This is a genomic window from Janthinobacterium sp. OK676 (assembly GCF_900103595.1).
Taxonomy (GTDB): domain Bacteria; phylum Pseudomonadota; class Gammaproteobacteria; order Burkholderiales; family Burkholderiaceae_D; genus Janthinobacterium.
Genome location: NZ_FNHA01000010.1, coordinates 25,132 through 43,572, shown reverse-complemented (window position 1 = coordinate 43,572; position 18,441 = coordinate 25,132). Strand labels below are relative to the sequence as shown.

17 protein-coding genes are annotated in these 18,441 nt (G+C 63.5%); 9 read left to right on the top strand and 8 right to left on the bottom strand.

Features of this window, described 5'->3' with window-relative positions:
- Positions 1–123 precede the first annotated feature (123 nt).
- Both BLU39_RS19215 and BLU39_RS19210 read left to right on the top strand, forming a co-directional pair.
- Positions 124–1,581, top strand: a complete 1,458-nt coding sequence (locus tag BLU39_RS19215; protein WP_092715842.1) for an aminotransferase-like domain-containing protein — start codon at positions 124–126, stop codon at positions 1,579–1,581.
- Positions 1,582–1,591: 10 nt separating this feature from the next.
- The gene (locus tag BLU39_RS19210; protein ID WP_092715840.1) at positions 1,592–2,275 is read left to right on the top strand and encodes a TetR/AcrR family transcriptional regulator; all 684 of its coding nucleotides are present in this window, start codon (positions 1,592–1,594) and stop codon (positions 2,273–2,275) included.
- A gap of 26 nt (positions 2,276–2,301) precedes the next feature.
- On the opposite strand, the gene BLU39_RS19205 is transcribed toward BLU39_RS19210, so the two are convergent.
- The gene (locus BLU39_RS19205) at positions 2,302–3,237 is read right to left on the bottom strand and encodes a choice-of-anchor A family protein (protein WP_175539362.1); all 936 of its coding nucleotides are present in this window, start codon (positions 3,235–3,237) and stop codon (positions 2,302–2,304) included.
- 310 nt (positions 3,238–3,547) lie between these two features.
- Here BLU39_RS19205 and BLU39_RS19200 point away from each other — a divergent pair, with 310 nt between their 5' ends.
- The 4 genes from BLU39_RS19200 (at position 3,548) to BLU39_RS19185 (ending at position 6,200) form a co-directional block, all read left to right on the top strand.
- On the top strand, positions 3,548–4,030 hold the full coding sequence (locus BLU39_RS19200) for a hypothetical protein (RefSeq protein WP_092715836.1): 483 nt from the start codon (positions 3,548–3,550) through the stop codon (positions 4,028–4,030).
- Positions 4,031–4,172: 142 nt separating this feature from the next.
- Complete coding sequence (locus tag BLU39_RS19195; RefSeq protein ID WP_092715834.1) at positions 4,173–4,442, top strand: hypothetical protein; 270 nt, start codon at positions 4,173–4,175, stop codon at positions 4,440–4,442.
- A 160-nt stretch (positions 4,443–4,602) separates the two neighbouring features.
- Positions 4,603–5,025 (top strand): VOC family protein, encoded by a 423-nt coding sequence (locus BLU39_RS19190; protein WP_092715832.1) that lies wholly within the window; start codon positions 4,603–4,605, stop codon positions 5,023–5,025.
- 11 nt (positions 5,026–5,036) lie between these two features.
- Positions 5,037–6,200: a dipeptidase gene (locus BLU39_RS19185; protein WP_092715830.1), complete on the top strand. Its 1,164-nt coding sequence runs from the start codon at positions 5,037–5,039 to the stop codon at positions 6,198–6,200.
- On the opposite strand, the gene BLU39_RS19180 is transcribed toward BLU39_RS19185, so the two are convergent.
- The 7 genes from BLU39_RS19180 to xapA form a co-directional block, all read right to left on the bottom strand.
- The gene (locus tag BLU39_RS19180) at positions 6,197–7,414 is read right to left on the bottom strand and encodes a nucleoside deaminase (protein WP_175539369.1); all 1,218 of its coding nucleotides are present in this window, start codon (positions 7,412–7,414) and stop codon (positions 6,197–6,199) included. The genes BLU39_RS19185 and BLU39_RS19180 overlap by 4 nt on opposite strands.
- Positions 7,415–7,418: 4 nt before the next feature.
- Positions 7,419–7,910 (bottom strand): cytidine deaminase, encoded by a 492-nt coding sequence (locus BLU39_RS19175; RefSeq protein ID WP_269800064.1) that lies wholly within the window; start codon positions 7,908–7,910, stop codon positions 7,419–7,421.
- A complete protein-coding gene (deoA, locus tag BLU39_RS19170; protein ID WP_092715826.1) occupies positions 7,911–9,233 on the bottom strand; it encodes a thymidine phosphorylase in 1,323 nt (440 codons plus the stop codon).
- 170 nt (positions 9,234–9,403) lie between these two features.
- Positions 9,404–11,755: an aldehyde dehydrogenase family protein gene (locus tag BLU39_RS19165; protein ID WP_092715824.1), complete on the bottom strand. Its 2,352-nt coding sequence runs from the start codon at positions 11,753–11,755 to the stop codon at positions 9,404–9,406.
- Positions 11,756–11,797: 42 nt separating this feature from the next.
- On the bottom strand, positions 11,798–12,757 hold the full coding sequence (deoC, locus tag BLU39_RS19160) for a deoxyribose-phosphate aldolase (protein ID WP_092715822.1): 960 nt from the start codon (positions 12,755–12,757) through the stop codon (positions 11,798–11,800).
- Entirely contained in the window at positions 12,754–13,947 is a 1,194-nt protein-coding gene (locus tag BLU39_RS19155; RefSeq protein ID WP_092715820.1) for a phosphopentomutase, read from the bottom strand. Before BLU39_RS19155 ends, deoC begins: the two co-directional genes overlap by 4 nt.
- 118 nt (positions 13,948–14,065) lie before the next feature.
- Positions 14,066–14,905, bottom strand: a complete 840-nt coding sequence (gene xapA, locus BLU39_RS19150) for a xanthosine phosphorylase (RefSeq protein ID WP_046685483.1) — start codon at positions 14,903–14,905, stop codon at positions 14,066–14,068.
- A 363-nt stretch (positions 14,906–15,268) separates the two neighbouring features.
- On the opposite strand from xapA, the gene BLU39_RS19145 reads away from it, so the two are divergent.
- The 3 genes from BLU39_RS19145 to BLU39_RS19135 all read left to right on the top strand — a co-directional run bounded on the left by BLU39_RS19145 (position 15,269) and on the right by BLU39_RS19135 (position 18,339).
- Positions 15,269–16,426: a carbohydrate kinase gene (locus tag BLU39_RS19145; protein ID WP_092715818.1), complete on the top strand. Its 1,158-nt coding sequence runs from the start codon at positions 15,269–15,271 to the stop codon at positions 16,424–16,426.
- 1 nt (position 16,427) lies between these two features.
- The gene (locus BLU39_RS19140; RefSeq protein ID WP_092715816.1) at positions 16,428–17,357 is read left to right on the top strand and encodes a pseudouridine-5'-phosphate glycosidase; all 930 of its coding nucleotides are present in this window, start codon (positions 16,428–16,430) and stop codon (positions 17,355–17,357) included.
- Between the two features lie 79 nt (positions 17,358–17,436).
- Positions 17,437–18,339: a LysR family transcriptional regulator gene (locus BLU39_RS19135; protein WP_092715813.1), complete on the top strand. Its 903-nt coding sequence runs from the start codon at positions 17,437–17,439 to the stop codon at positions 18,337–18,339.
- The last annotated feature ends 102 nt before the right edge of the window (positions 18,340–18,441 follow it).

Here is an 18,441-nt window from a genome sequence, read left to right as displayed (position 1 = left end):
GCTGATGTAATAATAGACAGGCCATCCCCAATGGCACAGATACACAAACGGCAAAGTATCCCAACCGTACAGGTCGAAAAACCACTACAGTTTTTTTTGTGCAAGGCAGCATAAGGAGCCACCGTGAAGCACAGCGACAGCACAGACGATGCCCCCGAGCAATCTACCGGCTGGCCCGTGCTGGACATCGACCGCCAGAAGAAGGGCGGCCTCGTCGAGCAGATCGTCATCGCCATCAGCGTCATGGTGGGCAGCCGCGCCCTGCGCATCGGCACGCGCATGCCGTCCGTGCGCCAGTTCGCCCGCTGCAATGGGGTGTCGACGTTTACCGTCGTCGAATCGTACGACCGCCTGGTCAATCTGGGCCTGCTGTCGTCGCGCCGCGGTTCCGGCTATTTTGTCGCGCGCCACGATATCGCCGCTACGCCACAGAGCACCGTACATGCGAGTCCCACCGCCATCGACGCCCTCACGCCGGACCTGTATTCTGGCGTGTCCGAGGCCCTGCCCGTGGGTGCGGGCTGGCTGCCGCCCGAGATGTATGGCGAGGCGACCGTGCTCGACGCCGTGCGCCAGGCCATGCGCATACCCGCCAGCCGCTTGCGCGGCTATGGCCACCCGCTCGGATTTCCTTCGTTGCGCCAACACCTGGCCACCAGCCTGTCGGAAGAGCTGTTCCAGGTGGAGCCGGACCAGGTCTTGCTGACGCATGGCGCCACCCACGCCTTCGATCTGATCCTGCGCAGCCTGACCAAGCCGGGCGACACGGTGCTGGTGGAAGATCCCGGCTACAGCAATCTGCAGTCGCTGATCCGCCACCACGGCTGCATCCCCGTGGGCATTGCACGCGGCGAGGCGGGCCTCGACCTCGATGCGCTGGCCAGCGAGGCCGCGCGCACGCAGCCCAAGCTGATGTTCGTCAACACGGTGCTGCAAAATCCGCTCGGCACGTCGCTCAGCCAGGCGCAAACGCACCGCCTGCTGGCACTGGCCGAGCAATTCGATTTCTGGCTGGTGGAAGACGATATCTACCGCGAACTGGCGGCGCGCGGCGAAGCATCGCTGGCGGCCATGGATGGCTTGCGCCGCGTGATCCGCGTGGGCAGTTTTTCCAAGACCCTGTCGCCCGTGCTGCGCGTGGGCTCGATCTGCGCCTCGCCGTCGCTGGTGGCCGAACTGGTGCGCGTAAAAATGCTGGCGGGACTGACGACGTCGGAAATCAACGAGCGCGCCGTCTACCACGCCGTGTCCGCGCGGCCCTACAAGCGCATGGTGGAACGGCTGGTGGCGCAGCTCGATGCGGCCCGCGAGCGCAGCATCGACTGCCTGGCGCAAGCGGGCATGGCGCCCGTGGCGCGTCCGCGCGGCGGCATGTTCGTCAGCGCCGGCTGGCCCACTATCCAGACGCCGGAATGGAATGGCAAGATCATCGCCGACATGGCCTTGAAGGCGGGCATCCTGCTGTCGCCGAACGAATTTTTCATGCTGCGCGCGCCCGAGACGGTGTGGTTCCGCTTCAACGTGGCCTACACCGATACCCCCGTGCTGCAGGCATTCCTGCAATCGATCCGTCCACGCTAAAGAACCCGCCATGGCCAGCGACAAATCCCCAGCCCTTCCCGTGAAAAATGCCGGCGGCCGGCGCCTGCAAAACCGCGACCGCCTGGAAGCGGACATCCTCGAGCAAGCCGTGCGCGCGTTCGCGGAAAGCGGCTACGAAGGCGCATCGATCGCCACCATCGCCGAGCGGGCCGGCCTGTCGAAGCAGAACCTGATGTATTACTTCCCGTCCAAGCAGCTGCTGTACCAGCGCGTGCTCGACGACGTGCTCGACGACTGGCTGGCACGCATGGACATGCTGGCCAATGCACACGACGAGCCGCGCGACGTGCTGCGCGCCTACATCGGCGCCAAGCTGCGTTTTTCGCGCGAACAGCCGTGGGCTTCGCGCGTGTATGCGCTGGAAGTGATCAATGGCGCGCCCCTGTACGGCGCGCAGATACGAGAAAGAGTCGTGCCCCTGCTGCGCAAGGATATCGCCGTCTTCGAAGCGTGGATCGCGGCCGGCAGGATCGCGCCCGTCAATGCCACGCACCTGATGTTCGCCATCTGGGCCATGACGCAATCGTATGCGGATTTTTCGGCGCAGATGGCACTGGTGCTGGAGCGCAGGCAGCTCACGCGCAAGGATTACGAGGATGCGGAAACCCTGATCGCGCACATGGTATTGGCGGCCGTCTCCATGCCGCCGGCAGGCGAAAAAAAACCGCCTTGAAAGGCGGTTTCTAGAACAGCGGAACGTTACGCTGCCGTCTTGCTCTTGCGGCGGCGCGCCATGAAGCCGACCAGGCCCAGGCCTGCCAGCAGCATCGCATAGGTTTCCGGTTCCGGCACGGCCGAGACATAGCCGGCCACGTTGGTGGCGTTGAAAGAATGGCTGGCGTTGACCTGGATGTTCGAAGCCCAGTTACCCACCACCACGTCGCCGTTGATCTGGCCATTGCCACCGGCCATGGTCGCCAGCGGCGCCAGGATGCTGCCGTACAGGCCCACGCCGTTCAAGGTGATCGTCTGCGCTTCATAGAAGTTGTACAGCACATTGTATTTGCTGAAATCGCCGTAGCCGCCGGACAGGTTCACGTTCGTGCCGCTGATATTGAGGATCAGGGTGTCGTTCGTGTGCAGGTTGCTGAACTTAAAGTTGTTCACCGAGCCCAGCGTCGCGGAAGTCAGGTCGAACACTTGCACGCCGCCCGTGCCACCCGTGAGCGTCATGCCGCCGTAGGCTACGGAACTGCTGCCCGTGGACGCCACGTTCGCCAGCGACGTCGAGGTGTTTTTCAGCTGGGCCGAGGTGGAGGCAAACGATACGGGCGACGTCGTCGTCCTGGTCGCCGTGTTCAGGCCCACGCTGCTCGTCGTCGTGCTGCCGCCGACAAAGTAATTGCCGTTCTTGATAGAACCGGAGCTGTAGTTCAGGTTACCGCCAACGACCAGCGCATAGCCGGTATTGCCGTGCGTGACATAGGCGTCCTTGTTCTTGTCATTGACAGAATAGTTCGACGCCGTCAGGTTACCGGCCACCAGCACGCCGCCTTCGACATCGCTGCCGGACGCGCTGAAGTTGCTCAGGGAATACAAATTGGCGCCACCGATGCCCAAATCGACAACACCGGCTTGCGCGGCGCTGGCGGCAAACACGGTCGACAGAACGAGTACGAATGATGATTTAGGCATGATTGACATTTTATTTCCAAAAAGAAAATTAACTTGACGCCAGAATATCATATCCATCGACTTTGACATGTCTCAAACCAACAACTTTTGTAATATTAATGCAAACTTAGTTGCAAAATGAGAATCACTCCCCTGTCGCTGCCCCGAGAACGCGCAAGCCATGGGGATGACGCTGCCAACAGACGGGCAAACAGCCGTCTGTTCCGCCCTTTCAATATTGCATAGAAGCACAGCCAACTTGGTGATACGATCGCGGCAGCGCCAGACGAGGCCAGCCCACCGAGTATGAAATCATAAGGATGAAGCACGCATGAAACGATTGTCCCTAGGCGCACTGATGCTGGCATATGCCTGCGGCGCGCACGCCGATGTGTTTAACATGATCGACAACCAGCCCCTCAGCGAAACCTGGCTCAACGCGGGCTTCTATTCGTATCACTTTCAGCGCGACAAGAATTTGAACGACAGCAATCCGGGCCTGGGCGCCGAATACCGCTTTTCCACGGTCGCGTCGGTCACGGCTGGCCGCTTCTACAATAGCGACCGCGCCTACTCGAACTACCTGGGCGTGTACTACCAGCCCATCAAGGTGGGTCCGCTGCGCGTGGGCGCCGTCGTTGGCGGCTTCAGCGGCTATCCGAAGATGCGCGATGGCGGCTGGTTCCCGGCCCTGGTCCCCACCATCAGCTATGAATACCAGCGCGTGGGCGTGAATATCGCCATCGTGCCGTCCTACAAGGACCGCCTGTATGGCGCCCTCAGTTTCCAGCTGAAACTCAAGGTATTCGACTAACCGCTTGTCCCGTTTTGTCGCCGTTCGCTCCGCCATTCCTGCCATTCGTCGCATACGCGATACCTGGCAGCACCGTTTTGCCTATAGTGGCTTCATCGCCAGCATGCATACGGCAGCGGCACCAACACGACAGGAGAACGGCATGAAAGACATCAATTCGGCACCGGGCAGCACTTCCTTCAGCGCTTTCTGGAACGAGCTGTGCGCTTACACGCGCCAGGGCATGGCCGCCTTGCGCGCCATGTCCTGGCCCATGCTGCTGGCATGCTGCCTGGGCATGGCGTTCGTGATCACCATCTTGCCGCTGGCCATCATGCTGTTTGCCCTCGTCATGCTGCTGAAATGGGCAAGCAACGGCGACGATGCCGGCGCAGACGAAAAAGTACCGGGCTCGCAGCAGTCGCCGCAATAAAAATTTGCGTCGTGGCAAGAGTGCATTGATTGTTCTATGGCACTATGGATGGGCGTAGCACTGACGGGCATCAAGCCTATCCCCATGGATGGCAGGGATATGGAACGCCAGACGGTATCCATGATCGAAGCTACTCCCCCACAGCCATAGGAGTTTTCTGATGATCACGACAGCAAAAGCGACAGCAAACACAACCATTCCTTGCCTGCGTTACCGCGACGCGCCCGCCGCCATCGAATGGCTATGCAAGGCGCTCGGTTTTGAAAAACAATTGATCGTGCCTGATGGCAACGGTGGCGTCGCCCATGCGCAACTGAGCTTTGGCAATGGCATGGTCATGGTGGCGCCAGCCATCGACAGCGACTATGGCCGCCTGATGAAACTGCCTGGCGACATCGGCGGCGCCAATACGCAAAGCTGCTACCTGGTCGTCAACGATGCCGACGCCGTCTACCGCAGCGCGCGCGAAGCGGGCGCAGAGATCGTGCTCGACATCAAGGATGAAGATTACGGCGGACGGGGCTTTACCTGCCGCGACCCGGAAGGCCATATCTGGAGTCTGGGCACCTACGATCCATGGTAAAACGGAGAACAATGATTATCAGTAGCCTCACCGCCGCCAGCCTTGCGCTGATCGGCGGTTTCCTGTCCGCTCCCGTCCTCGTCGACGAACATCTCAACCGCGTCCATCCCCCGTCCGGCAAGGCGCCATCGGCAGCCACTACGGCCCTGCACGAGAGCCTGTGGATCGCCGACCTGCACGCCGACAGCCTGCTGTGGCAACGCAATCTGAACCGCGACAGCCAGCGCGGGCATGTCGACTTCCCCCGCCTGCGGCGGGCCAACGTGGCGTTGCAAGCGTTTTCCGTCGTCACCAAGACGCCGCGCAAGATGAATATCGAGCGCAATGGCAGCGACACGGACAACATCACGGCGCTGGTGGTGGCGCAAGGCTTGCCGCCCGCCACCTGGAACAGCCTGCTGGCGCGCGCCACTTACCAGGCCGACGAGCTGCGCCAGCAAGCGGCCAAAAGCGATGGCAAGGTGCGGGTCATCGGCAGCCGCGCCCAGCTGCGCAGCTTCATCGCCGCGCGCGAAAAAGACCCCGCCTTGCTGGCCGGCTGGCTGACCCTGGAAGGCGCGCATGCGCTGGAAGGAAAACTGGACAACCTCGATACCCTGTACCAGGCCGGCTACCGCATGGCCGCGCCCACGCATTTCTTCGACACGGAAATCTCCGGCTCCCAGCATGGCTTGAAGAAAGGCGGCCTGACGCCGCTGGGCAAGCAATGGCTGCGCGCCATGGAGCAGCGCAAGATGATCGTCGACCTGGCGCACGCCTCGCCGGCCACCATCGACGACGTGTTGACGATGGCGAAACGCCCCGTGATGGTGTCGCACACGGGCGTGCGCGGCACGTGCGCCAACGGCCGCAACCTGAGCGACGCACAACTGAAACGCATCGCCGCCCAGGGTGGCCTGGTGGGCATCGGCTTCTGGAATACGGCCGTCTGCGGCAAGGACGTGGCGTCCATCGCGCGCGCCATCCAGTACACGGTAAAGCTGATCGGCGCCGAACACGTGGCCTATGGCTCGGACTTCGACGGCGCCGTCACCACGGCCATCGATGCGGCCGGCTTGCCACGCTTGACGCAGGCGCTGCTCGACGCGGGCCTGTCGGAAGCGCAGATCCGCCGCGTGGCCGGTGAAAACGTGCGCGACTTCTTGCTGAAAAACCTGCCGGATGATGACGCCTAGGCCAAGGCGCTGATCAAGTCCTGGCTCGCCACCTGACGCGGGCGGATGCGTATCAGCTTGCGGTACAGCGGCGGCATCGACTCGCACAGCGCCAGCAGCGCGTCTTCCTCCATGGCCGGGCGCACGTACTGGAGCTGTGCGGGATTATTCTCCGGCAGCGCCCCTTCCATGGTGGAGCCGTAGGCGCCCAGGGTCATGAAACTGGCGGCGCCGTCATCCGGGCCGATGGCCAGCACGAAGGTGCCGTGCTTGGGGTGGCCCAGGTAACTCTTGAATTCTTCCTGCAGCGCAGGATCGGCGCTCGCCATCAACTCGAAGCGCAATTGCGCGTACTGGCGCGTGCACTCCATGAACGGGGTGCGGATGGCGGACTGGCTCACCTTGCCCGGCATGCACAGCAGCAGGTTGCCGAAGGAGTCGAGCAAGGCGGCAGCGTCGCCCTGGCCGCCATCGCGCATATCCTGCTCCATGGCCGCCTGCAGGAAGGGCGCCAGGCCCGCATCGGGCGCGTGCGGCTCGCAGCGGTAAGTCAGGGCGTCGGGATAGCGGCGGCGCAGGGCGCGCACCACGGCATGTTCGGACGGCAAGGCGGCCGGATCGCGCAGGGGGACGTCGTCGCCCGCGTTCAGCAGCTGCATCACCTGCGCCGATGTGGCCTCGAACACGAGCGAACACAGAGCCTGCGTCGCCTCGTGGATGCTCTTGCCGATGAAAAAAGATTTGGGTGCGGCGCCGGAAGGCAGGCGCGCATATTCGGTGGCGCCGCGCACGGCCGGGTAGTAAAAGCTGCGGCCGGCCTGCGCCCGCAGCGGCGCCGGCAAGGCCTTGAACGTGGCGCTGCCATCATAATTGATGCCCGCCTTGACGTCGGGCGCGGCCACCACCACGTTGAAACCGGCGGCCAATATCGCCCCCGTGCACATGCAGCAGGGGTCGAGCGAGGTGACGATGGTCAGTTCCCCCGGCGGCGGCAAGGGCACGCCCTTGGCCCGCTCGGCGAAATACCAGTCCACCAGCTGGCGCTCGCCATGCGCCGTGGGGTCGAACACCAGACCCTGGCGCACGACGTTGTTGTGCATCGATTGCAGCACGTTGCCGGCGCCATCGAGCAGCACGCCGCCCACGCCAAATGTACCTTGCGTCTTGGCCGCCATGGCTTCGGCCGCCGCAATCGCCACGGCGGCCTGGATGTCTATCGTCTTGTTCAAGCGGATCCTGTTACTTCATGTCCAGGTCGGAATTGCCGAAGCCGTGCGGCAGCAGCCAGCCCGCCGTCACTTCCATGACATCGTTTTTCAGGTTCGTCAGGATCACCGGCAAATCGGCGCCGCCCATCTCGAAGATCACCTGGCGGCAGGCGCCGCACGGCGAGATCGGTTCGGCCGTATCGCCCGTGACGGCCAGCCTGGCGAAGTCGCCCGGCTTGCAGCCATGCGCGATGGCACTGAAAAACGCCGTGCGCTCGGCGCAGTTGCACAGGCCATAGGCGGCGTTTTCCACGTTACAGCCGCGGAAGACGCGGCCATCCTTGCACAGCAGCGCCGCGCCCACTTTAAAGCGCGAGTATGGCGCGTAGGCCAGTTCACGGCCGGCATTGGCTTCGGCGATCAGTTCTTGGTTGTTCATTTGATTTTTCTTTTCAACCCCAGCAGCGAGATGCCGGGGTCGTACCCTGAGGGTACGACCCCAGACTTTGCCTCTGGGTTTAATTTAAGGTCGTATCGTACGATAAATCACGGGATTGGCCGTCAACGCCACGGCGCTGATGGCATACGCTTCCTGGATTTCCCTGACGGCTTGCTGCGCCGCCGCTTCCGTGCGCGCGTGCACCATGGCCAGCGGCTGGCCCACGGCCACTTGCTCGCCCAGGCCCACGAGGTCCGTCAGGCCGACGGCGAAATCGATGCTGTCGGTCGGACGGCGGCGGCCACCGCCCAGGGCCACGACGGCCAGGCCGATGGCGCGGCAATCGCGCACGTTGGCAAAGCCGGCCGACAACGCTGGCGCCGGCACGATGAACGGCGCCTGCTCCAGGTGCTTGTCCGGATTGTCGACGAGGTCGGCCGGGCCGCCCAGTGCCGACACCATGCGCGCAAAGCGCTCGGCCGCCTCGCCCGAATCGAGGGCCGCCATCAATTTCACGCGCGCCTCCTCTTCGGTCGCGGCCAGGCCGCCCAGCACCAGCATCTCGGCGCACAGCGCCAGGGTCACTTCATGCAGGCGCGCGGGACGCGAACGGCCCGTCAGGTAATCCATGGCGCCGCGCACTTCCAGCGCATTGCCCGCGTACGGCGCCAGCGATTCGTTCATGTCCGTCAGAATGGCCGACGTCTGCATGCCCGCGCCATTGCCGACGGCGACGATGCTCTCGGCCAGTTCCACCGACTTGTCGTAGGTCGGCATGAAGGCGCCCGTACCCACTTTCACGTCCATCACCAGCGCGTCCAGCCCCGCCGACAGTTTCTTCGACAGGATGGAGCCGGTGATCATGGCCACCGATTCCACCGTGGCGGTGACGTCGCGGATGCTGTAGAAACGCTTGTCGGCCGGCGCCAGCTGCGCCGTCTGGCCGATGATGGCCACGCCGATATCCTGCACCACCTTGCGGAACAGTTCATTGTCCGGCACGGTGCAGTAACCTGGAATGGCGTCGAACTTGTCGAGGGTGCCGCCCGTGTGGCCCAGGCCGCGGCCCGAGATCATCGGCACGTAGCCGCCGCACGCGGCGACCATGGGGCCCAGCAGCAGGGAGACCACGTCGCCCACGCCGCCCGTCGAATGCTTGTCGACGATGGGGCCCGGCAGGTTCAGCGAGCGCCAGTCCAGCACGTGGCCGGAATCGCGCATGGCCAGCGTGAACGCCACGCGCTCGTCCATGTTCATGTCGTTGAAATAGACGGCCATGCCCAGCGCCGCGATCTGGCCTTCGCTGACGCTGCCGTCAGTGATGCCACGCACGAAAAACTGGATTTCCTCGGCGCTCAATACGCCCTTGTCGCGCTTCTTGCGAATGATTTCCTGAGTTAGAAACATGATAGCTCCCGATGTCCTATTCAAATGCTGATGTCGATCCAGCGGCCTTGTCGGATTACGCCCTGCGGGCTAATCCGACCTACGCAGCTTGCTGGCGAAAGCAATTTGGGGCCGGCGCCCCGGCGCATCGCTGCGCGGAAGAACCGGCCCCACTATCCTGCTTTACAAACTTAGACGCCGTAAGGAATCCACACGTTTTTCACTTGCGACGCATGCGCCAGCACGGCGCGACCGCCGCTTTGGGCGGCGCTGTACCAGTCGCGGCCCTTGGCGCCGCCGACCCAGGTGCGCTTCAGGGTGCCGGCCGACAGGCGCTCGACTTCCGCGCAACCGTCAGCGGATCCGTCATGGCGCCAGACGGCGTCGATGTCGGCGTGCGTGGCCAGGGTGCGCGCCAGTTCATCGGCATTGCCGCTGATGATGTTGACGACGCCGCCCGGCAAGTCGGACGTGTCGAAGACCTGGTACAGGTCCAGCGCGGAGAGCGGGTGCGCTTCCGACGGCACCACCACCACGCGGTTGCCCAGCGCGATGGCAGGGGCCACGAGCGAAATAAAGCCCAGCAACGGCGCTTCGTTCGGGCAGACGATGCCGATCACGCCGACCGCTTCGTTCAGCGCCACGGTGATGCCCTTGGTTGGCGGCTGGTGCGCCAGGCCGTCGTACTTGTCGGCCCAGGCGGCGTAGTAGAACAGGCGTTCGATCGATGCCTGCACTTCCTTCTCGGGATTTTTACTGCCCGTCATGGCGGCGATGCGGGCGGCGAATTCGTCGGCGCGCGCTGCCAGGTTTTCGGCGATGTAGAACAGCACTTGCGCGCGGTTGTGCGCCGTGGCGCTGGTCCAGCCGGACGCTTTGTGGGCCGCTTCGACGGCGTTGCGGATGTCCTTGCGGCTGCCCACGCCCACTTCGGCCAGCAGGGCGCCATTTGCACCAAACACTGGCGCGCTGTAGGCGCTGTCAGGGCGCGCCTGCTTGCCGCCGATGTACATCTTGGCCGTGCGGTCGATGGCGAACGGATCGGCTGGCGCCGGCTTCACATTGGCCTTGGCTTTCGCTTCCACCACCGGCAGGGCCGGACGCGCATCTTCGGCCAGGGCCGTCATGTATTCCAGCATGCCTTCGCGGCCGCCTTCACGGCCAAATCCCGATTCGCGGTAGCCGCCGAAGCCGCAGGCCGCATCGAACTGGTTGGCGCTGTTGATCCATACCACGCCAGCCTTGATGGCGGGCGCAATGTCCAGCGCCAGGCTGATCGACTCGGTCCACACGCTGGCGGCCAGGCCGTACACCGTGTTGTTCGCCAGTTGCACCGCTTCTGGCGGCGTGCGGAAGCTCATGGCCACCAGCACGGGGCCGAAGATTTCTGCCTGCGCCACGGCGGCCGACGTCGACGCGCCCGTGATCAGGGTCGGCGGGAACCACGAACCGTCGGCCGGCAATTCGCACGCCGGTTGCCACACGTCGCAGCCTTCGGCACGGGCCGAATCGACGAGCGCGGCGATGCGCTGGCGCTGTACCGGATCGACCAGCGCGCCCACGTCCATCGATTTGTCCAGCGGCGAGCCCAGACGCAGGTTTTCCATGCGGGCGCGTACCTTGTTCAGGAAGCGCTCCTGGACCGATTCCTGCACCAGCAGGCGCGATCCGGCGCAGCAGACTTGTCCCTGGTTGAACCAGATCGAATCGACCAGGCCTTCCACGGCGCCATCGAGGTCCGCGTCTTCAAAGACGATGAACGGCGACTTGCCGCCCAATTCCAAGGAGAGCTTCTTGCCGCTGCCGGCCGTCGCCTCGCGGATCAAACGGCCCACTTCCGTCGAACCCGTAAAGGCGATCTTGTCGACGCCAGGATGGTTGACGATGGCCGAGCCCACGCGTCCGTCGCCGGTGACGATGTTGACGACGCCGGCCGGCACGCCTGCCTGCACGCACAGTTCGGCGAACAGCATGGCGGTCAGCGACGTGAATTCTGCCGGCTTGAAGACCACCGTGTTACCGGCCGCCAGGGCCGGGGCGATTTTCCACGACAGCATCAGCAGGGGGAAATTCCACGGCACGATCTGGCCTACCACGCCCACGGCGCGGTAGTCGGCGAATTCTTCCGACTGCAACTGCGCCCAGCCGGCGTGATGGTAGAAATGGCGCGCGGCCAGCGGCAGGTCGATATCGCGCGTCTCGCGGATGGTCTTGCCGTTGTCCAGGGTTTCCAGCACGGCGAACAGGCGCGAGTGCTTTTGCAGCAAACGGGCCAGTGCGTACATGACTTTCGCGCGGCCGTGGCCGCCCATGCCTTGCCAGACGGGCAGCGCGCGGCGCGCCGCTTCCACGGCGCGTTCCACGTCGGCGTCGCTCGCTTGCGTCAGTTCGGCCAGCTGCGTGCCGTCGGCAGGATTGGTCGAGGCGAACAGTTCCGCCGGCGCGCTCCAGGCATTGTCGATGAACAAACCGAATGTGCGCTGGTGGCCATCGAGCCACGCCTGCGCTTCTTTTTGACTTTCGGGAGCAGGGCCGTAGTCCATAGTATTGAGAATCTCGTTAATTGTAGTCATGACGAATGTGCTTTAAGGTTGTGCGTGACGATGATTGGCCGAGTAGCTGCCGGTGACGTAGTGCTCGAGCTGGCGCTCGATGTCGGTCAGCAGGCTGGAAGCGCCGATGCGGAACAGGTGCGGCTGCAGCCATTCGTTGCCCAGTTCTTCCTTCATCAGGGTCAGGTATTGCAGCGCGCTCTTGGCCGAGCTGACGCCGCCGGCCGGCTTGAAGCCCACCTTGAAGCCCGTCTGCTCGTGGTATTCGCGGATCGTGCGCACCATCGTCAGGGCCACGGGAATAGTGGCGTTCACGCCCTCTTTACCGGTGGAGGTCTTGATGAAATCGGCGCCGGCCATCATGCAGACCCACGACGCCTTGGCCACGTTTTCCATGGTCAGCAAGTCGCCCGTGGCGAGAATCGCCTTCACGTGCGCTTCGCCGCACGCCTTGCGGTAAGCGAGCATTTCGTCGTACAGCACTTGCCAGTTGCCGTTCAGGACGTGCTGGCGCGTGATGACGATATCGATCTCGGAAGCGCCGGCGGCGACCGACAGTTCGATCTCGCGCAGCTTCGTTTCCATGCTCGTCAGGCCGGCCGGGAAGCCCGTCGACACGGCGGCGATGGGCAAGCGGCCCTGGATGACTTTCACGGCCGGCTGAATCATCTCGTGGTACACGCACACGGCGCCGGTGCTCAAGTCGGTCAGGCCCAACGCTGCCATCAGGTCGGCGCGCAACGGGCGCATGGCCTTCATGCACAGGCGTTCGACTCTGCCCGGCGTATCGTCGCCGCCCAGGGTGGTCAGGTCGATCATCTGGATGGCTTTCACCAGCCAGGCGGCTTGGTATTCCTTTTTCACCGTACGGCGGTTCGCCAGGCTGGCCGCGCGGCGGTCTGTCGCGGCGCGGTTGACGCGGATCTGGTTGATCCAGCCCAGGTCGAGGCCAACGGCCTCGTTACGCTTGAATTCGGGGTGCATGAGTGTCATAACAAGCTGGTTCCATTAGCAAGTGGTGGTACGCCAAGGTGCTTGGCGAGGGTTTGGCCAATATCGGAGAAGGTCTCGGAAATACCCAGTGCGCGCGGGGCGACGCCGGGGCCGAAGAAGATCATCGGTATGTGTTCGCGGGTGTGGTCGGAGCCGTGCCAGGTCGGGTCGCAGCCATGGTCGGCGGTGATCACGACCAGGTCGCCTTCCTTGAGCTTGTCCATGAATTCCGGCAGGCGCGCATCCATTTCGCGCAGCGCGTCGGCATAGCCCTCGGTGTTGCGGCGGTGGCCGAAAGCCTGGTCGAAATCGACGAAGTTCACGAAGGTGAGCGACTTGTCCTGGACTTCATCGGCCGTCTTCAACAGCGCTTCGAACAGGGCCATGTTGTCGACGCCCTTGACGACTCTGGAGATGCCCTGGGTGGCGAAAATGTCGCTGATCTTGCCCAGGCCGACGACTTCGCCGCCCGCGTTCTTGACGTGGTCGAGCAGGGTCGGCGCGGGTGGCGCGACGGCGTAGTCGTGGCGGTTGGACGTGCGCGTGTAGTTGCCGTTGCTGCCAGTGAACGGACGGGCGATGACGCGGCCGATGTTGTACGGTTCGACCAGCTTGAAGGCCATTTCGCACACTTCGTACAGGCGCTCGAGGCCGAACGATTCTTCGTGCGCGGCGATCTGCATCACCGAGTCGCCCGACGTATAGATAATCAGCTTGCCGGTGGCGACGTGCTCGTCGCCATGCTTGTTGATGATGTCCGTGCCCGAGGCGTGGCAGTCGCCGAGGAAGCCCGGCACGCCGGACATGGCCTTGAGCTTGTCGGTCAGGTCGGCCGGGAACGACGGCGTGGTGCGGGGAAAATATCCCCAGTCGAATTCGACGGGCACGCCGGCGATTTCCCAGTGGCCGCTCTGCGTGTCCTTGCCGGTGGAACGCTCGCGCGCCGCGCCGTAGGCGCCGGTGAAACCGTCGCGCTGGTCGAAGCCCGTGGCCCATTCGCCGCTGGCCAGGTGCGCCGCGGCGCCCAGTCCCAGGCGTTCCATGTTCGGGAGTTTCAAGGTCTTGCCGCTTTTGGCGACAGTGCTGGCAATGTGGCCAAAGGTATTGGCACCTGCGTCGCCATACTTGGCGGCGTCTGGCGTCGCGCCAAGGCCGAAGGAATCAAGCAGGAGGATAAATGCGCGTGACATGATAAGGCTCGCTTTATGGAGTGATGCAAAGATGATGCGGACAGTGTAGGCCGGATTTTCCCGGCCTGCCGCGCGGCAGCGCCGGTGGCCGGCGCGCCGCTACTGCGTAAAAAAGTGCTTAGGCTTGCGGTTTGGTGGCCACGGTGGCCAGGAACGCCAGGATCAGCTTGACCAGGTCTTTGGCGCCGATGGCCGCGTACTTCAGGGTTTGCTCGTGCGACAGGGCGAATGGCGACATGCCTTCGGCCAGGTTGGTAATCACCGATACGCCCACCACTTTCAGGTCGCAATGACGGGCCGACACCACTTCCGGCACCACGGACATGCCGACCGTGTCGGCGCCCAGGCGGGCCATCATGCGGATTTCAGCGGCCGTCTCGAAGTTCGGGCCAGGGTAGGCGACGAACACGCCTTCGTGCAGGGTGATGCCGTTCGAAGCAGCCGTTTCCTTGACCAGATTGCGCAGGTCCGCATCGTAGGCGTTGGCCATGCTGAAGAAGCGCGGGCCGAAGCGGTCGTCGTTCGGGCCGACCATCGGCGTGCCTGGCAGCAGGTTGATGTGGTCGCTGATGGCCACCAGGCTGCCGGCGTCCACTTCAGGGCGCAGGGAACCGGCGGCGTTGGTGACGAACAGCATTTCGCAGCCCAGCAGTTTCAGGGTACGGATGGCGCTCGTCATCACGCCCATGCCATAGCCTTCGTAGAAGTGGCCACGGCCCTTCATGCAGACGACGGCGACGCCCGACAGGGTGCCGATCACCAGTTCGCCGGCATGGCCGTGCACGGTGCTGATCGGGAAGCCCGGCAATTCGTCAAAGCTGATGCTGACGGCGTCCGTCATCTGCTCGGCCAACACGCCCAGGCCGGAACCGAGGATCATCGCCACGCGCGGCTTGAAATTTTCAGGAGCGCGGGCACGGATGATTTCGGCGGCGTGGAAAGGGGTGTTGTTCGACATGGTTATCCTCTGATTGACTATTGATGATGGGTTGCTGCCTGCGCGGCAGTGCAAGATGCTGCGGCCCAGGTATCGGGTATGTATGGTGTTACTGGTATATCGAAATGCGTATTGCTTCTATTTGCCGCCACTATGCATCAAACGGAATATGTATGGCAAATACCATTTTTCTTGCCCATTTATACAATTCAAATATAAATGGCCGACATTATAGTCGAGGCAAGCCCAGGCCCGCCATCCCCGGAAAATGCATGCATACAAGCTCCATACGTCGGTTTTTCATGCACACTTGACACGGGCTTGACACTGCAAAGACAAATGTTTACAGTCACAGACAAATGTTTAAACCCCAGCGAAAACCCTGTGACCGATACCAATAAAAAAGACCAGCTGTACACGCTGATCCGCAACAACCCCTTCATCTCGCAGCAAGACCTGGCAAGCGAGCTGGGCTTGTCGCGCTCGGCCGTCGCCGGCCACATCGCCGGGCTCATACGCGAGCGCCGCCTGCTGGGACGCGCCTACGTGCTGCCCGACAGCCGTCCCGTGCTGTGCATAGGCGCCGCCAACCTCGACCGCAAGATGCGCACCCTGGCCACCTTGCAGATGGGCACCTCGAATCCCGTGCGTTCGGAAGAAGTGTTTGGCGGCGTGGGCCGCAACATCGCGGAAAACCTGGCCCGATTGTCGATCCCCGTGGCGCTGCTGACGGCGCTGGGCGACGATGCGGCCGGCCACGCCCTGCAGACGCACGCGGAAGACGCGGGCATCGACATGCGCGGCAGCCTGCATCTGAGCAACACCAGCAGCGGCACCTACACGGCCGTGCTCGACGAACATGGCGAAATGCTGCTGGCGATGGCCAACATGCAACTGTACGAACAGCTGACTCCCGCCTTTCTGCACAGCCGCCAGCCGCAGCGCGCCGCCGCCGCCCTCACCGTCTGCGACCTGAACCTGGGCCACGACAGCGTGCAGGCCCTGCTGGACGATGCCCGCCAGGATGGGGCCCATGCGACGCCGCTCGTCATCGTCGCCGTCTCGCAGCCGAAGATGGCGCATTTGCCGCAAGACCTGACGGGCTTGCATTTGCTGATCCTGAACCGGGGCGAGCTGGAAACGCGCGTGGCGCGGGCCTTGCCCACGGCAGCGGACCTGCGCACCGCCTGCCGCGAAGTGCAGCGCCAGGGCGCGCGCCAGGTGGTCGTCACCTGCGGCAGCGAAGGCGTGTATTTCACGGACGGCGACAGCCTGGATGCGCCCATCGTCCACCTGGCCGCGCGCGAAGTGGACGCCGTCGACGTGACGGGCGCCGGCGACGCATTTTCCGCCGCCGTCTGCTGGTCGCTGTACCACGACAGCAGCGATCTGAAACTGGCTTGCCGGCGCGGCCTGAAGCTGGCCGCCATGACCCTGGAATCGGCCGCCACCGTTTCCCCACAGATTTCCGCCGGCGCGCTCGACGATATCGACGACGCCGACCTGGCGCCGCCTCCCCCTACCCTCTTTCAACAGGACTGACATGACCCAATTACAGAATTTCCTCTTGTTCTCGCAAGAAGTGCTCGACGCGCGCGCGGCCGGCAAGGCCATCGTGGCGCTGGAATCGACCATCATTTCGCACGGCATGCCATATCCGCAAAACGTGGAAATGGCGCGCGAAGTGGAACAGATCATCCGTGACGGCGGCGCCGTACCGGCCACCATCGCCATCATCGGCGGCAAGATCTGCGTGGGCCTGTCGCCCGAACAACTGGAATTGCTGGGCACCTCGCCCGACGCCATGAAGGTCAGCCGCCGCGACTTGCCGTTCGTACTGTCGCAAGGCAAGCTGGGCGCCACCACCGTGGCCGCCACCATGATCTGCGCGGAACTGGCCGGTATTTCCGTGTTCGTCACGGGCGGCATCGGCGGCGTGCACCGCGGCGCGGAAACGAGCTTCGACATTTCCGCCGACTTGCAGGAGCTGGCGCAAACTTCAGTCGCCGTCGTCTGCGCGGGCGTCAAATCCATCCTCGACATCGGCCTGACCCTGGAATACCTGGAAACCCACGGCGTGCCCGTCATCAGCGTGGGCCAGGAAGGTTTCCCCGCCTTCTTCACGCGCGAAAGCGGCTTCAAGGCCGATTTCCGCCTCGATACGGCCGCCGAGCAAGCCGCCTTCATCGGCACCAAATGGCAGCTGGGCTTGAAAGGCGGCGTGGTCGTCAGCAACCCCGTGCCGGCCGCGCAAGCCATGCCGAAGGAAGAGATCGATGCCATCACCGCGCAAGCGCTGCAGGAAGCGGACGCGGGCGGCGTGAAGGGCAAGCAGGTCACGCCATTCCTGCTGTCGCGCATCAAGCAACTGACGGATGGCCGCAGCCTGGCGACGAATATCGCCCTCGTCAAGCACAATGCGCAAGTCGGCACGGCACTGGCCATTGCCATGCAGGCGGTCGTGGCACGATAATAGGACTGCTGCAAAGAAGCGCGCGGCCTTTCGGGGCTGCGCGCCGTTCCCGTTTAGCGTCAGGTAATGCAAGGAAAGCATGTCCATCGATCTGAAACAGTTAAAGTATTTTCTTGCCGTCGCCGAGGAGAAAAGCTTCAGCCGCGCCGCGGAGCGCCTGCATATCTCGCAGCCGCCCCTGAGCCAGCAGATCATGAAACTGGAAAGCGAACTGGGCGTACGCCTGTTTGCGCGCACCACGCGCACCTTCGAGCTGACCGTGGCGGGCAAGGCGCTGATGAACGAGGCGGCCGACCTGCTGGCCAAGATGCGCATGACCATCGACACCATCCGCCAGATCGACCGCGGCGAAGTGGGCCGCTTGCGCGTAGGCATCGTCGGCTCGGCCATGTGGGGCCCCATCCCCAGCCTGCTGGAAGAATTCCAGACCAAATTTCCCCGCGTCACCTGGACCATCCACGAATTCGGTCCCACGGTGCAATACGAAGCCTTGCGCGCCAAGCAGATCGACGTGGGCTTCTGGCGCGAACCCAAGCTCAACGACGACGACCTGCGTCACGATAATCTGCGCCAGGAACTGTGCTTCCGCGAAAACGTCTGCGTGGCCGTCAATGAACACCACCCGCTGGCGAAAAACACGGCCATCGAGCTGATCGACATCGCCCATGAGCCGATGCTGACCCTGAACCTCGACAAATCCGCGTTTCCCCGCTATCTGGTGCAATGCTGCATCAACGCCGGTTTCGAGCCCGTGATCTTCCAGGAAGCGAGCGAGCCGCAAACCCTGCTGGCCATGGTGGGCGCGGGCCTGGGCGTGACCCTGGTGCCGGAAACGACAAGCCGCATCGGCTGGCCCGGCGTCGTGTTTCTGCCGATCAAGACGAATCCGCCCTCGGCCAATCTGTACATCAGCTACACGACGCTGGACGACGCTCCCGTCGTGCGGGCTTTCCTCAATATCATCAATCCCCCATCTAATTGAGGCCAAGCCTCAAGCATTACCAAGCAACGCTAACCCGAAAAGCAGCAAGACCGGGGTCGGCCCCTCAGGGACTCGGCGCCCCCGTCCGACCCCAGCCCTTCG